Genomic DNA, 13,348 nt, shown 5'->3' with positions numbered 1-13,348 from the left:
GTGAGGTTTAAGACGCTTCGCGATTACTTGGCCGCCGTTTCCTTTGCCGGAGCAGCTTCGGTCGGCTGCACGGGCATTCCGGGCTGCGGCAGACGTGCCTGGCCGTTCACAATGATCTTGTCGCCGAATTTGAGGCCGCTGCGGATGATGCGCTTGCCCTCAACGGACGGACCGATCACCACCGGCTTGTAAACAGACATCGCGGGTGTCTTCGATTCATCCACGCCAAGCACATACTTATTCGCCTGGTCGGTGAGAATGCTTTTTTCATCGACCAGCAGCGCAGCGTATTTGCCAGTCATCGGCAGGCGAATACGAGCGAACAGGCCGGGAGTCAGAACGCCGTCGCTATTCGCAAATTCAGCGCGAAGAACCATGCTGCCAGTGCCGGCGTCGAGGCGATTGTCAAAGGACTCGATGTGGCCGTGATGCGGGAAGCCGGTTTCATTCGAGAGCTGGAGTTCCACCGGCACCTGCTTGCCGCCGTTGGTGAACATCTTCTTGTCACGTTGCAGCGCCTGGAGCTTGAGGAGGCTGTTTTCGTCGATGTCGGCGTACACATAGACGGGATCGACGGTGACGATGGTGGTGAGCAGCGTGGTACCCGCCGTGACAAAGTTGCCCGTGGTCGTGATCGCACGGCTGATGCGGCCGTTGATCGGCGCTTTGACCGAACTGTGCTCGAATTCGATCTCGGCGCTGTGCTCGGCGGCCTTCGCGGCTTCCAATCCGGCCTGCGCCTGCAAATTCATCGACTCACGCGACTCTGCCTGCTCGGGGGCGATGGCCTTGGCGGCCAGCAACGCTCTCACGCGATCAAATTCGCGCTTCATCGCCTGTGCATTGGCCTCGGCACGCTGCACCTCGGCCTTAGCGGCACGCAACTTCGTTTCAAACGGCCGCTGGTCGATGGTGAACAGCACCTCGCCCTTTTTCACGAGCGCTCCGGCCTGGAAATGCACTTCGGTGATGTAGCCGGACACGCGTGGCTTGAGATCGACCAACTCCACCGGCTCGACGCGCCCCGTGAACTCCTCCCACTCGACGAGTTCCTTCTGCTCGACCGGTGCGAGCGTCACCGGTGCCGGAGGCATCTGGCCGCCGCCGTGACCGCCCTCAGGCGGTTTGCCACAGGCGGCGAGGAGCAGGACGAACGGGAGGAGGGTTTGAGGTTTCACGGGGCGCGTTGGTTTTGGGGTGAAAGTTGACCAGTTGGTTTAAAATGAGGGCAAAAGAGAGGCAGAATCAGGACTTCACGCCCAAGATGAGCCGGGCACCGACTTCCATCGAATCGAGGTGCGTGAGATCGTTCCAGATGCGTGCCTGCGCGAGCAGACCCTCGCCATAGGCAAACAGGATTCGTGCCAGAGCAGGCGCGTCAGGAGCCTGGATTACGCCCTGAGCGTGTGCATCGCGGATCGCTGACTCGTAATAGCACACAAACTGGCCCAAAATGTCCTGCAGTTTCTGCCGCAGTTTTTCATCCACCGTGCTGATCTCAGCCCCGAGCGTGTGGATCGGGCAGCCGAGCACGCGGCCGTGTTTTGCCTGCAATTCCCTCTGTTCGTCGGTGAAATCACGAAAGCACTGCCAGATGCGCTCCAGCGGTGGCACGACCGGCGAAAACATCTCGTCGAGCTTTTTGCGGTGCTCCGTCCAGCCATGATCGATGGCCGTGACCGCCAGTTCGGTCTTGGACTCAAAAAAGTGGTAGAAACTGCCTTTCTTCACCCCTGCCCGCTCGCAAATCTGATCCACTGACGTGCTGCCGTAGCTGCCCGTCCAGATCAATTCGAGCACGGCTTCGATCAGGCGTTCTTTGGCGGTGGAGGTGCGTCCCATGAAGGTTTGTTTGAGGTGTGAGTGGCAGGGTTTATCCGCAACTAGACGATCAGTCAACAATATTTTCACTTCACGGTTTGCCGCCACGCGCTTCGCCTCTCATAGTGAGCCATTCCTTCACTCATGAACGACCAAGCCACCGTCCTCATCGTCGATGACGAAAAGCACACCCGCGATGGCCTGCGCCTCTCGCTGGAGGACGAGTTTGACTGCTACGTCGCCTCCAACGCCGCCGAGGCGATGGAATACCTCCAAAACGACCGCATCGACGTCATGCTCACCGACCTGCGTCTCGGCGAGGACAACGGCATGAAGCTACTGGATGCCGCTCTCGCCCAGCCGAAGCCACCCGTGTGCATCATGATGACCGCCTACGGCAGCGTGGACACTGCGGTGGAGGCGATGCGCCGTGGTGCCTACCATTTCGTCACCAAGCCTCTCAATCTCGATGAAGTGGAGCTTCTCATCAAACGTGCCCTCCGCAGTCGCACCTTGGAGCACGAAAACGTCGCGTTGAAGCAGCAGGTCGAGCGCAAATTCTCCATCGAAGGCATCCTCGGCCAGTCCGAGGTGATGAAGCCCATCATCGAAACCATCCAGCAAGTCGCCCCTTCCCGCGCCACTGTCTTGATCGAAGGCGAAAGCGGCACCGGCAAAGAACTCGTCGCCCGCGCCATTCACAATCTCAGCGGCCGGCCCAAGGCGAACATCGTGTCCGTGCATTGTGCCGCGCTCTCGCCGCAGATCCTCGAAAGCGAACTGTTCGGCCATGAAAAAGGCTCGTTTACCGGCGCTCAGGAGCGCCGCATCGGCCGCTTCGAGCAGGCAAACGGCGGCACGCTGTTCCTCGATGAAATCGGCGAGATCGACGCCTCCACACAGGTCAAACTGCTCCGCGCTCTCGGGGAGCAGACCATCGAACGTGTCGGCAGCAGCAAGCCAATCCAGATCAACGTCCGTGTCATCGCCGCCACGAACCGCGATCTCGCGAAGATGGTCGAGGAAGGCAAATTCCGCGAAGATCTCTACTGGCGGCTGCGCGTCGTCACCATCCAGCTTCCACCGCTGCGCGTTCGAAAAGGCGACATCCCCGTGCTGGCCGACCATTTCCTCAAAGAACTCGCCAAAACCAACGGCAAGGCCTTCAAGCCGCTCGGCGAGGACGCCTTGCCCGCGATGATGAAATACGACTGGCCCGGCAACATCCGCGAACTCCGCGCCGCCATCGAGCACGGCGTCGTCATGAGCAACAGCAACCGCGTGATGCTCAAACACCTGCCGTCCTACCTGCTCAACCCGCACGGCCTCGGCATCGGCCTGCGCGCGCCTTCTTTAATACCCACCAAAGACGCTGCATCGGCTCTGCCCGCCGATCCGTCTATCAAACCCAAGAGCGACCTCGACATCACCGAAGTCGAGCACCAGCTCATTCTCCAAGCCCTCCAGCGCAGCGGCAACAACCGCACCGTCGCCGCCGAGATGCTTGGCATGAGCCGCCGCACGCTTCAACGCAAGCTCAAGGACTTGAACATGGTCCGCACGCATCGCCGGCGTGTGCAGCCCGAGGCTCAAACGCCCGCGTCGTAAATCGTCGGATCATCCAATCCCGCGAGCGCAAACGCCTCGACGCGCTCCACGCATGTGCCGCACTTCCCGCAGTGCAAATCGCCGCCTTTGTAGCACGACCAAGTCTTGCCGTAATCCACTCCCAGTGCCGCACCAAGCTTTGCGATGCCCGCTTTGTCGAGATGGATGAACGGGCGCAGCAGTTCGAGGCGCGCATACGTTCCTTCGCGCATCGCGGCGGCCATCCCTTGCATGAACGGCTCTCGGCAGTCGGGATAAATCGTGTGATCGCCCGCATGCGCCGCGATGACGAGCGCCTCAGCCTCACGGCTCTCGGCAAGGCCACAGGCGATGGCGAGCATGATGCCGTTGCGGAACGGCACCACCGTCTGCTTCATGGTTTCATGCGCGTAGTGGCCATCAGGCACTTCACCGCCGCTTTTGAGCAAGTCGGAGGCAAACAGCCGGTTCACGAAGTCCAGGTCGATGATGTCATGCTTCACATCCGATTGCGCGCAATGCCACGCCGCCAGCGGGATCTCGCGATGATTATGCTTGGCACCGTAATCAAAGCTCACCGCACCCACGACCTCATGCTCCTGCCGCGCCCAATGCAGCGCCGTCACGGAGTCCATTCCGCCAGAAAGCAATACCAGCGTTTTCATTCCGGCAGGCGCAGCGTTTCGTCGAGATCAGGGAAACGGGCCTCACAGGTGAGTTGGATGCCACCGCGGGCACCAAATTTACCACGCACCACGACCTGCTTTGGTGCGCAGGCTTTCACGATGTCATCGAGCACGCGATTCACGATCGCCTCATTGAAGGCGGCGTGATTGCGATACGAGGCGAGGTAAAACTTCAGCGACTTCGTCTCCACGCACTTCTCGGCGGGGATGTAGTAGATTTCGAGGTGCGCCGAATCCGGCTGGCCGGTCACGGGGCAGATCGAGCTGAATTCCGGCGCGCTCAAATGGATGCGGTAGTTCCGCCCGGGCGTGCGGTTCGGGAAGGTCTCCAGCACCGCCACATCCGGCGAGGCCGGCAGGCGGTTTTCCGATTTTCCGAGCAATGTGAGGTCATTTTCCTGGCTCATGTCCGCGCAGAATGCGGGAGAGAGGCCGGATTGCAAATGCGATGAGCCGTCAGTCCAAGATTACTCGATAGTTTTCCAAATCCAGAATCGTTTCTAAATCTAGAATGCTCAAAGAAGCCCCCATCCTTCCCACCGAAGACACCCTCGCCCCAGGCACCGAGCGCACGCTGGCCATCCTCGAACTCCTCGGTCGTCATCGTGCCGGACTGAGCCTCACCGAGATCGCCCGCGAGCTTGATCTGCCGGTGAACTCCGTCTTTCGCATCACCGGCACCCTCCACAATCGCGGCTACCTCCAGCGCCGCGAGGACGACAAACGCTTCGTTCTCACGAACAAGCTTTTCGATCTCTCCCGGCCTCAAGTGCGCGAGAAAAGCCTCGTCGTCTGCGCTTTGGAGTCCCTCAAATGGCTGCGCGATGAATCCGGCGAGACCACGCAGGTCCTCGCCTGCGCCAATCACAAAATGACCGTGCTGGAGCAGTGCATCTCCTCCCAGCCGATCAAAGTCAGCAGTACCGTCGGCCTGCAAGTGCCCATGTATTCCTGTGCGCCCGGCAAAGCGATTCTGGCGCATCTTCCGCCCGCTGAACTCGACAAATTTTTCGCCGTCGTGAAACTCAAGCAATACACGCCGACGACTCTTGCCACGCGCAGCGCCTTGGAAGCCGATCTCGCCAAAACTCGCAAACGAGGCTTCTCCACTGACATCGCCGAGGGACTCGAAGGCATTCACTGTGTCGCCGCCACCATCCTCGACGAGTATCATTACCCCGTCGCCGCCATCACCGTCATGTCCCCCTCCTTTCGCCTGAAGCGCGACCAATTCGAAAAAGCCGGTCGTATGTGCATCGAAGCCGCTGAAAACATCACCCGGAGGCTCCTGGCATGAAACAGTGTTCCTTTTTGATCCTTTTTGCGGCTTTTTGCGGCCAATCCACTGCCGCCACGCCAGCTCAAATCGAGTTCTTCGAGTCGAAGATCCGCCCCATCCTCGCGCAGGAGTGCTACGAGTGCCACAGCGCCGCCACGAAGAAGAAAGGCGGCCTCGTGCTCGACTCCCGCGCTGGTTGGCAATCCGGCGGCGAGTCCGGCGATGCCATCAAACCCGGCGATCCCGCTGCATCCTTGTTGATTCAAACCATCAAGCACGAGCACGAAGATCTCAAGATGCCCAAAGCCGGAGCCAAGCTTGACGACAAAGTCATCGCCGACTTCGAACGCTGGATTCGTGACGGTGCCGCTGATCCACGCGACGCTGCGCCTTCAAAAGAGCAAGTCGCCAAAGAAACCGATTGGAAAGCCATCCTCGAACGCCGCAAGGACTGGTGGGCCTTCCTGCCGATCTCGAAGCAGCCCGCGAACAAGACCATCGACGACTACATCGACGCTGAACTCGCCAAACAAGGCATTCCCGCCGCACCGCAAGCCGATGCGCAGACACTTCGCCGCCGCACGAGCTATGTCCTCACCGGGCTTCCGCCGAGTGGTGATCAAACTGTCGATCAATTGCTCACCAGCCCCGCCTTCGGCGAAAAATGGGCACGCCACTTCATGGACTGGGTGCGCTATGCCGAAAGCTACGGATCCGAAGGCGACCCCGCCATCCCGTATGCGTGGCGTTACCGCGACTACCTCATCCGTGCCTTCAACGACGACGTTCCTTATCCGCAACTCGTCAAAGAAGCCATCGCTGGTGATTTACTACCAAAACCGCGCCTCCAAAACGGCATCAACGAAAGCGCCATCGGCATCGCGCAGCTTCGCATGGTGTTGCATGGCTTCTCGCCGGTCGATTCGCTCGATGAAATGGTCACCTTCACCGACAACCAGATCGACACCGTCACCAAGGCCTTCCAGGCCCTCACCGTGAGCTGCGCCCGCTGCCACAATCACAAATTCGACGCCATTTCGCAGGCCGACTTCTACGCTCTCTACGGCATCTTCACGAGCACGCATCCAGCCGTCATTGACGTGAATGCTCCCGGCACAGGCAAAGCGGCGCGTGAAGAACTGGCGAAGCTCAAGCAGCAGATCAAAGACGCGGTGGCCGCGCATTGGCTCAAGTCAGCGAAGGGCAACTCAGCGGATCGCTTTGATCCCAAACGTCCTGGTCTCTCGGCTTATCAGTGGACTGCCAGCGGTGTTTCCCTCACGAAAGCGGGCGAATTCTCCGTGGCGCTGGAAGGCGACCGCCTGCTATCACGGATTCACCCTTCCGGCTATTTCAGTGATGTGCTCAGCACGAAGGAACGCGTCGTGCTTTTCTCCAACCGCTTCAAGTGCGAGGGCGGCACGCTGTGGTTTCGGTTAGCAGGCAATGGTGGCGTGAAGGCGAAGTATGTGGTGCAAAATTACCCTCGCACCGGCACCATCCACAAAGCTGTCGAACTCAAGGAAGCCAAAGAGGAAAAGCTCGGCTGGCGCTCGCTCGACCTCGAATTCTGGAAGGGAGACGAGATATTCATCCAGGTGACGACCTCCGCCGACATGCCAGCGGAGTATAGTAAGGACTCGCGCTCGTGGTTTGGCCTCACGGATGTGGCCATCACCAAGGACAAAAATCCGCCGCCCTCCACCGAGGAGCGCCTGGTCTTCTCCGTGCCTGAGACGATTCGTGCTTGGCAAAGCGGCACGCTCAACGACGAGCACGCGGAGGCGCTCGACCAGCTCCTGCAAACCGGAAAACTGGCGAATAATCTCGCCGACATGCCCGAGGCTGCCGCGCTTGTGAAACGCTATCGCGATCTCGAATCGACGCTACCGATGCCCACGCGCGTTCCCGGCATCATCGAGGCCGATGCCAAAGACGCGCCGCTCTTTGTCCGCGGCGAGCACAAACAGCCTGCTGAACTCGTCCCGCGCCGTTTTCTCGATGCCCTCGATCCCACGCCCTTCAACACAAAATCCAGCGGCCGCCTCGAACTCGCCGAGCACATGGCGGACATGCAAAACAATCCGCTCACCGCCCGTGTCATCGTCAATCGCGTGTGGCATCATGTCTTCGGTCGCGGCATCGTCGCCAGCGTTGATAATTTCGGCAAGCTCGGTGACCTGCCGACGCATCCCGAGTTGCTCGACTTCCTCGCTCAACGCTTCATCGCCTCCGGTGGCAGCATCAAGAGCCTGCTGCGTGACATCCTGCTCTCCAAGACCTTCCAACGCGCCGCAGGCAGCAATGCCAAGGACCCGGAAAACAAGCTGCTCGCCCATTGGAGCATCCGCCGTCTGGAGGCCGAGGCCATCCGCGACTCCATCGTCACGCTTTCCGGCAAATTTGATCCCACTCCCTTCGGCGAGTCCGCCGACGCGGGCGATCCACGACGCAGCATCTACATCAAAGTCATCCGCAATTCCCTGAACCCCTTCCTCACCACCTTCGACTCGCCCGTACCCTTCGCCACGCGCGGCAAGCGTGACATCACCAACGTCCCCGCTCAATCGCTCGCGCTGCTCAATGACACGCGTGTCATCGACTGGTCACGCGGTTGGGCGTTGCGCACGATCAACGATGAAAAAGACCGCCCCGACGACCTCCGCATCCGCCAGATGTTCCGCGAAGCCTTCTCCCGCGAAGCCACCGACACCGAGGTGAAGCAAAGCCTCGCCTATTTGATCACGCTTCAGACCGAAAGCACCGAGCAGGCACAAAAACTCGCCGAACAAGAAAAGCAGCTCTCCACTTTGAATGGTCAAATCGCCGCGATTCTCGATCCTGCGCGCAACAAACTCCTCGTCGGCCAGCCATCAGCCCCATCCATCCTATCCGCCCCATCTCCCCTCGCCGAATGGACCTTCGATAAGAATTCGAACGACACAAAGGGCAAGCTCTCGCTCACCTTCACCGGCTCTGCCCGCATCGAAAACGGCGCGTTGGTTCTCGATGGCAAATCCATGGCCGAAAGCGGTGCCCTGCCGAAAAAGCTCAGCACCAAGACTCTCGAAGCCTGGGTCATGCTCGACAACCTCACCCAGCGCGGTGGAGGCGTCATCACGGTGCAGGAGCGTGACGGCGGCGTGTTTGATTCGCTCGTCTTCGGCGAAAAAACACCCGCGCATTGGGTCGCAGGCAGCGATCATTTCAATCGCAGCGAACTCTTCGAAGGCCCGCCCGAGACCGACGCCGCCACACGCCCCGTGCATGTCGCCGTCGTGTATCAAGCCGATGGCACCATCACCGGCTACCGCGATGGCAAGCCTTACGGACGCAGCTATCGCAAGGCTCCCGGCTTCCTCTTCGAGCCAGGCAAGAGCCAGATCCTCCTCGGCTGCCGTCACGGCAACCCGGCTGGCAACAAAGGTCTCAGCGGCCGCATCTACCGCGCTCGTCTCTACGACCGCGCCCTCACCGCCGATGAAATCGCCCAAACCTCACGCGTCGAATTCACCACCCTCACCGAGACTGACATCCTCGCCACGCTCACCGACGCACAGCGCCAGCAACTCGCCATTTTACAGTCTCAAAGAGACCAACACACGCAATCCATCGAATCGGCTCGCAACAGCACCAGCGGCGATGATCCGAAGGTGCAAGCTTGGACGAGCCTCGCGCAGAGCCTCATCAACCTCAAAGAGTTTATCTACCTGCAATGAATGCTATGAATCGCCGCCAACTCCTCTCTCGCGCCTCCACCGGCTTCGGCATGGCGGCTTTCGCCGGATTGATGCAGGAAGAGTCGCAAGCTGCGCTCGTGCATCGCGCCAAGCGTTTCGCTCCCAAAGCACGCTCGGTCATCTTCCTCTACATGAGCGGCGGTGTGTCGCATGTCGATTCGTTCGATCACAAGCCGATGCTCAAGAAGTTCGCGGGCAAACCGATGCCTGGGGACGTGAAGAAGACGCAGTTCAACAACAACGGCACCGTCCAGCCCTCGCACTGGGACTTCAAGCGCTACGGGCAGTCGGGCCTTGAGGTGAGCGACATGTTTCCGCAGATCGGCGGCGTGGCGGATGACCTTTGCATGATACGCAGCATGACGGCGAAGTTCAGCGAGCATGCGCAGGGAAATTTCTTCATGCACACCGGTTTTCCCTTCCTCGGCTTCCCCAGCGCGGGAGCGTGGACGAGTTACGGCCTCGGTACCGAGTCACGCGATCTGCCGGGCTACGTCGTGCTGCAAAGCGGCGGCGCGGCGACTCCGCATGGCGGCGTGGGCCTGTTCAGCAATGGATTCCTGCCCGCGCAGCATCAGGCCAGCGTCGTGAAAGCTGATGAAGCCGAAGCTGTCGCCAACATCCGACCTCGTCAGCCGCAGGACATGCAGCGCAGACAGCTCGACTTTATCGGCGCGATGGACCGCCGTTTTGTCAGCACCACGCAGCACGACATGCATGTTGAGGCTGCCATTTCAAACTACGAGATGGCTTGGCGCATGCAATCCGCCGTGCCCGAGCTGTGCGAGATCTCGGGTGAATCCGAAGCAACTCGCAAACTCTACGGCCTCGACGATCCCGAGCCGAAAAAAGCCGCCTACGCCCGCCAGTGCCTGCTCGCACGGCGACTCGTCGAACGTGGCGTGCGTTTCATCGAGCTCAGCACGCTGGCCTACAACCTCGGCGGCGGCAACGGAGCCAATCCGTGGGATCATCACAGCTCACTCAATGAAGGCCACGGCAAGATGGCGAACCAGATCGACCAGCCCATCGCCGCGCTCATCAAAGACCTTCGCTCACGCGGCCTGCTCGACAGCACGCTCATCGTCTGGGCCGGTGAATTTGGCCGCACGCCCTTCGCGCAAGGCAGCAACGGCCGCGATCACAACCCCTACGGCTTCACCGTCTGGATGGCCGGTGGCGGCGTCAAAGGCGGCCACGTCTATGGCTCCACCGACGAATTTGGCTACAACGCCACCGAAAACGTCTGCACCGTCTATGACCTCTGGGCCACGGTGCTGCATCTCATGGGCGTGGATCATGAACAACTGACTTATCGCTTTAGCGGACGTGATTTGCGGCTCACCGATGTGCATGGAAATGTGCTGCGCGACATCTTTGCCTGATGAACTCACACCTCTCACGTCGTCAGATTCTCTCCAGCGCCTCCACGGGCTTTGGAATGGCGGCGTTGGCGGGATTGATGCAGGCGGAGACGCCGATGGTGCATCGCGCGAAACGTTTCGCACCGAAGGCACGCAGCGTGATTTTTTGCTACATGAGCGGCGGTGTGTCGCACCTCGACTCGTTTGATCCGAAGCCGCTGCTGGAGAAATACGCGGGCCAGCCGATGCCCGGCGAGGTGAAGAAGACGCAGTTCAACAACAACGGCACCGTGCAGCCCGCGCACTGGGTGTTTCATCGTCACGGGCAGAGCGGCATGCCGGTGAGCGAGCTGTTTCCTCACATGGCGACACTTGCCGATGAGATCTGCGTGATCCGCAGCATGACCGCGAAGTTCAGCGAACATGCTCAGGGCAATTTCTTCATGCACACCGGCTTTCCGTTTCTCGGTTATCCCAGCGCCGGAGCGTGGACGAGCTACGGCCTCGGCACCGAGTCGCGCGATCTGCCTGGCTATGTCGTGCTGCAAAGCGGCGGTGCCAGCGTGCCGCATGGCGGTGTGGGATTGTTCAGCAATGGATTCCTGCCCGCACAGCATCAGGCCAGCATCATCAAGGCGGATGAAGCCGAGGCCGTGGAGAACATCCGCCCGCAGCAGCCTCGCGACAGCCAGCGCCGCCAGCTCGACTTCATCGGCGCGATGGACCGCCGCTTCGCCAACACCACGCAACACGACATCCACGTCGAAGCCGCGATCTCGAACTACGAACTCGCCTGGCGCATGCAATCCGCCGTGCCGGAGCTTTGCGACATCTCCAGCGAGACCGAGGCGACCAAGAAGCTCTACGGCATGGACGGTCCTGACACCACGCGCACCGCGTATGCGCGGCAGTGCCTGCTCGCGCGGCGGTTGGTGGAGCGCGGCGTGCGTTTTGTCGAGCTGAGCTGTCTTCCGCAAAAACTCGGCGCCGGACAGGCACCGAATCCCTGGGATCAGCACGGCCAGATCAAAAAAGGCCACGGCAACATGGCCTATCAGGTCGATCAGCCCATCGCCGCGCTCGTCAAAGACCTCAAATCACGCGGCCTGCTCGACAGCACGCTCGTCGTGTGGGCTGGTGAGTTCGGACGCACACCTTTCGCCCAAGGCACCGATGGCCGCGATCACAATCCGTATGGCTTCACGATCTGGATGGCTGGCGGCGGCATCAAGCCCGGCCACATTTACGGAGCCACCGACGACTTCGGCTACCACGCCATCGAAAACGCCTGCACCGTCTATGACATGTGGGCCACGGTGCTGCATCTCATGGGCATTGATCACGAACAGCTCACTTACCGCTTCAGCGGCCGCGACCTGCGGCTCACGGATGTGCATGGAAACGTGCTGCGGGATGTGATCGCTTAGGCCGGACGATCACGCTTCGAGCTTCCAAGGACCGCGATACTCGCGCCCGAGGAGCTTTGAAGCATCAGCATCGCCGATGATCTCTTCCTTGGCAGGATCCCACTTGATGGAACGGCCGGTGAGGAAGGAAATGAGGGCGAGGTGGCCGGGCGTGGCACTGCGGTGGGCGGTTTCGACAGGGGTTACGGTCGGCTGGCGGCTCTTCACGCAGTCGAGGAAGTTGCGGTGATGGCCCTTGGTCTCGTACAGACGAGTCTTGATGACATCATCGCCGAGTTTCGGCGCTGAGGCGGCTTCGATGACTTTGGCGTCGGGTTTGTCGCTCTCACGTTTCTTGATGACCTTCTTGAGCGCAGGATTCGATGAATCGTAGCTGCCCCGGTTCACATGCACCCAGCCGTCGGTACCGATCCATTTGGTGCCCATCGCAATGTCGGGATGACCACCGGCGATGGTCATGGTGATGTCACCGGCATACTTGGCCTCGGCGCGATATTTGGTGGCGGTGTTCCAGATGTCGGTGCGCGGCGGCATGTCCACCTGGATGGGATTGATCTCCAGCGGGCCGCTGCTGTCCATGTCCATACCCCAATGCGCGATGTCACAGTGGTGGCCGATCCAGTCGAGAAGCTGGCCGCCGCCAATGTTGTAATCCCAGCGCCAGTTTTTGTGAATGCGGCACTCAATGTAGTCCTGCATCGTGGCGGGACCGATCCACATCTCATAATCAAGTTCTGCGGGCGGTGGTGTCACCGAACGCTTGTCTTTCGTGCCGGCGAAATCGTTGTGGCCGCTTGGCAGGCCGACATGCACTTCCTTGAGCTTGCCGATGAGGCCGTTGCGGACGATTTCGGCTCCGATGCGGAAATTGTCCTCGCTGCGCTGCCAGGAGCCGGTCTGCCAGATGCGCCCGTGCTTCTGCACGGCTTTCACGATGGCCTGCTGCTCCGCAATCGTGCGAGCGAGCGGTTTTTCGCCATAGATGTCCTTGCCGTTCTTCGCGGCTTCGATGGCGGTGAGCGCATGCCAGTTGTCAGGAAGCGCGAGCATGACGGTGTCGATGTCCTTGCGGGCCATGACCTCGCGGTAATCGTGGTAGCCTTTGCAATCCGTGTTCTTGTAAGCGCCATTGATGGTGTTGAGTGCCTTTTCGAGATTGCCTTTATGGATGTCGCAGGCGGCGACGATTCGGCAATCCTGCTCCTGGAGGAATTTGGCCGTGTTGCCCGGCCCCATCATGCCCCAGCCGAAGACGGCCATGGTGATCTTGTTCGAGGGCGCGTTCTGTCCGAGCACGCTGGCGGGAATGATCGTGGGAAAGCCGATGGCGGCGGCTGTGCGGCCGATGAATTGACGACGGGAGGAAACTGGAATGCGTTTCATGGTGGGGTTGGGTGAATGGACAGGTTTAATCGAAAACGGGACGACAAGTCCAGCGTGAAAG

General features: G+C 60.3%; 10 protein-coding genes. 5 read left to right on the top strand and 5 right to left on the bottom strand.

The features are described 5' to 3' along the window. Window positions 1–23: 23 nt before the first annotated feature. A complete protein-coding gene (locus tag U1A53_RS14800) occupies window positions 24–1,178 on the bottom strand; it encodes an efflux RND transporter periplasmic adaptor subunit (RefSeq protein WP_322282088.1) in 1,155 nt (384 codons plus the stop codon). Window positions 1,179–1,245: 67 nt separating this feature from the next. Beyond that, window positions 1,246–1,842, bottom strand: a complete 597-nt coding sequence (locus U1A53_RS14795) for a TetR/AcrR family transcriptional regulator (RefSeq protein WP_322282086.1) — start codon at window positions 1,840–1,842, stop codon at window positions 1,246–1,248. Between the two features lie 123 nt (window positions 1,843–1,965). On the opposite strand from U1A53_RS14795, the gene U1A53_RS14790 reads away from it, so the two are divergent. Next, window positions 1,966–3,429 (top strand): sigma-54 dependent transcriptional regulator, encoded by a 1,464-nt coding sequence (locus U1A53_RS14790; RefSeq protein WP_322282084.1) that lies wholly within the window; start codon window positions 1,966–1,968, stop codon window positions 3,427–3,429. Here the strand turns inward: U1A53_RS14790 and queC are convergent. Next, window positions 3,411–4,073, bottom strand: a complete 663-nt coding sequence (queC, locus tag U1A53_RS14785) for a 7-cyano-7-deazaguanine synthase QueC (protein ID WP_322282082.1) — start codon at window positions 4,071–4,073, stop codon at window positions 3,411–3,413. The two genes, U1A53_RS14790 and queC, sit on opposite strands and share 19 nt — an antisense overlap. Next, window positions 4,070–4,501, bottom strand: coding sequence for a preQ(1) synthase (gene queF, locus U1A53_RS14780; protein ID WP_322282081.1), 432 nt, complete (start codon window positions 4,499–4,501; stop codon window positions 4,070–4,072). The genes queC and queF overlap by 4 nt, the downstream gene beginning before the upstream one ends. 104 nt (window positions 4,502–4,605) lie before the next feature. On the opposite strand from queF, the gene U1A53_RS14775 reads away from it, so the two are divergent. Genes U1A53_RS14775 through U1A53_RS14760 form a run of 4 tightly spaced genes read left to right on the top strand, consistent with a single transcriptional unit; the run spans window position 4,606 to window position 11,904 of the window. Next, complete coding sequence (locus tag U1A53_RS14775; RefSeq protein WP_322282079.1) at window positions 4,606–5,391, top strand: IclR family transcriptional regulator; 786 nt, start codon at window positions 4,606–4,608, stop codon at window positions 5,389–5,391. Continuing rightward, on the top strand, window positions 5,388–9,092 hold the full coding sequence (locus tag U1A53_RS14770; protein WP_322282078.1) for a DUF1553 domain-containing protein: 3,705 nt from the start codon (window positions 5,388–5,390) through the stop codon (window positions 9,090–9,092). Before U1A53_RS14775 ends, U1A53_RS14770 begins: the two co-directional genes overlap by 4 nt. Window positions 9,093–9,097: 5 nt before the next feature. After that, a complete protein-coding gene (locus U1A53_RS14765) occupies window positions 9,098–10,498 on the top strand; it encodes a DUF1501 domain-containing protein (protein WP_322282077.1) in 1,401 nt (466 codons plus the stop codon). Next, on the top strand, window positions 10,498–11,904 hold the full coding sequence (locus tag U1A53_RS14760) for a DUF1501 domain-containing protein (RefSeq protein ID WP_322282075.1): 1,407 nt from the start codon (window positions 10,498–10,500) through the stop codon (window positions 11,902–11,904). Before U1A53_RS14765 ends, U1A53_RS14760 begins: the two co-directional genes overlap by 1 nt. A gap of 9 nt (window positions 11,905–11,913) precedes the next feature. Here U1A53_RS14760 and U1A53_RS14755 read toward each other — a convergent pair whose 3' ends face one another. Then, complete coding sequence (locus tag U1A53_RS14755; protein ID WP_322282074.1) at window positions 11,914–13,287, bottom strand: Gfo/Idh/MocA family oxidoreductase; 1,374 nt, start codon at window positions 13,285–13,287, stop codon at window positions 11,914–11,916. Window positions 13,288–13,348 lie beyond the last annotated feature (61 nt).

The sequence above is a fragment of the Prosthecobacter sp. genome, assembly GCF_034366625.1.
Lineage (GTDB): Bacteria > Verrucomicrobiota > Verrucomicrobiia > Verrucomicrobiales > Verrucomicrobiaceae > Prosthecobacter.
The sequence above is the reverse complement of the archived record's forward strand: the minus strand, read 5'-3'. Positions and strand labels throughout refer to the sequence as shown.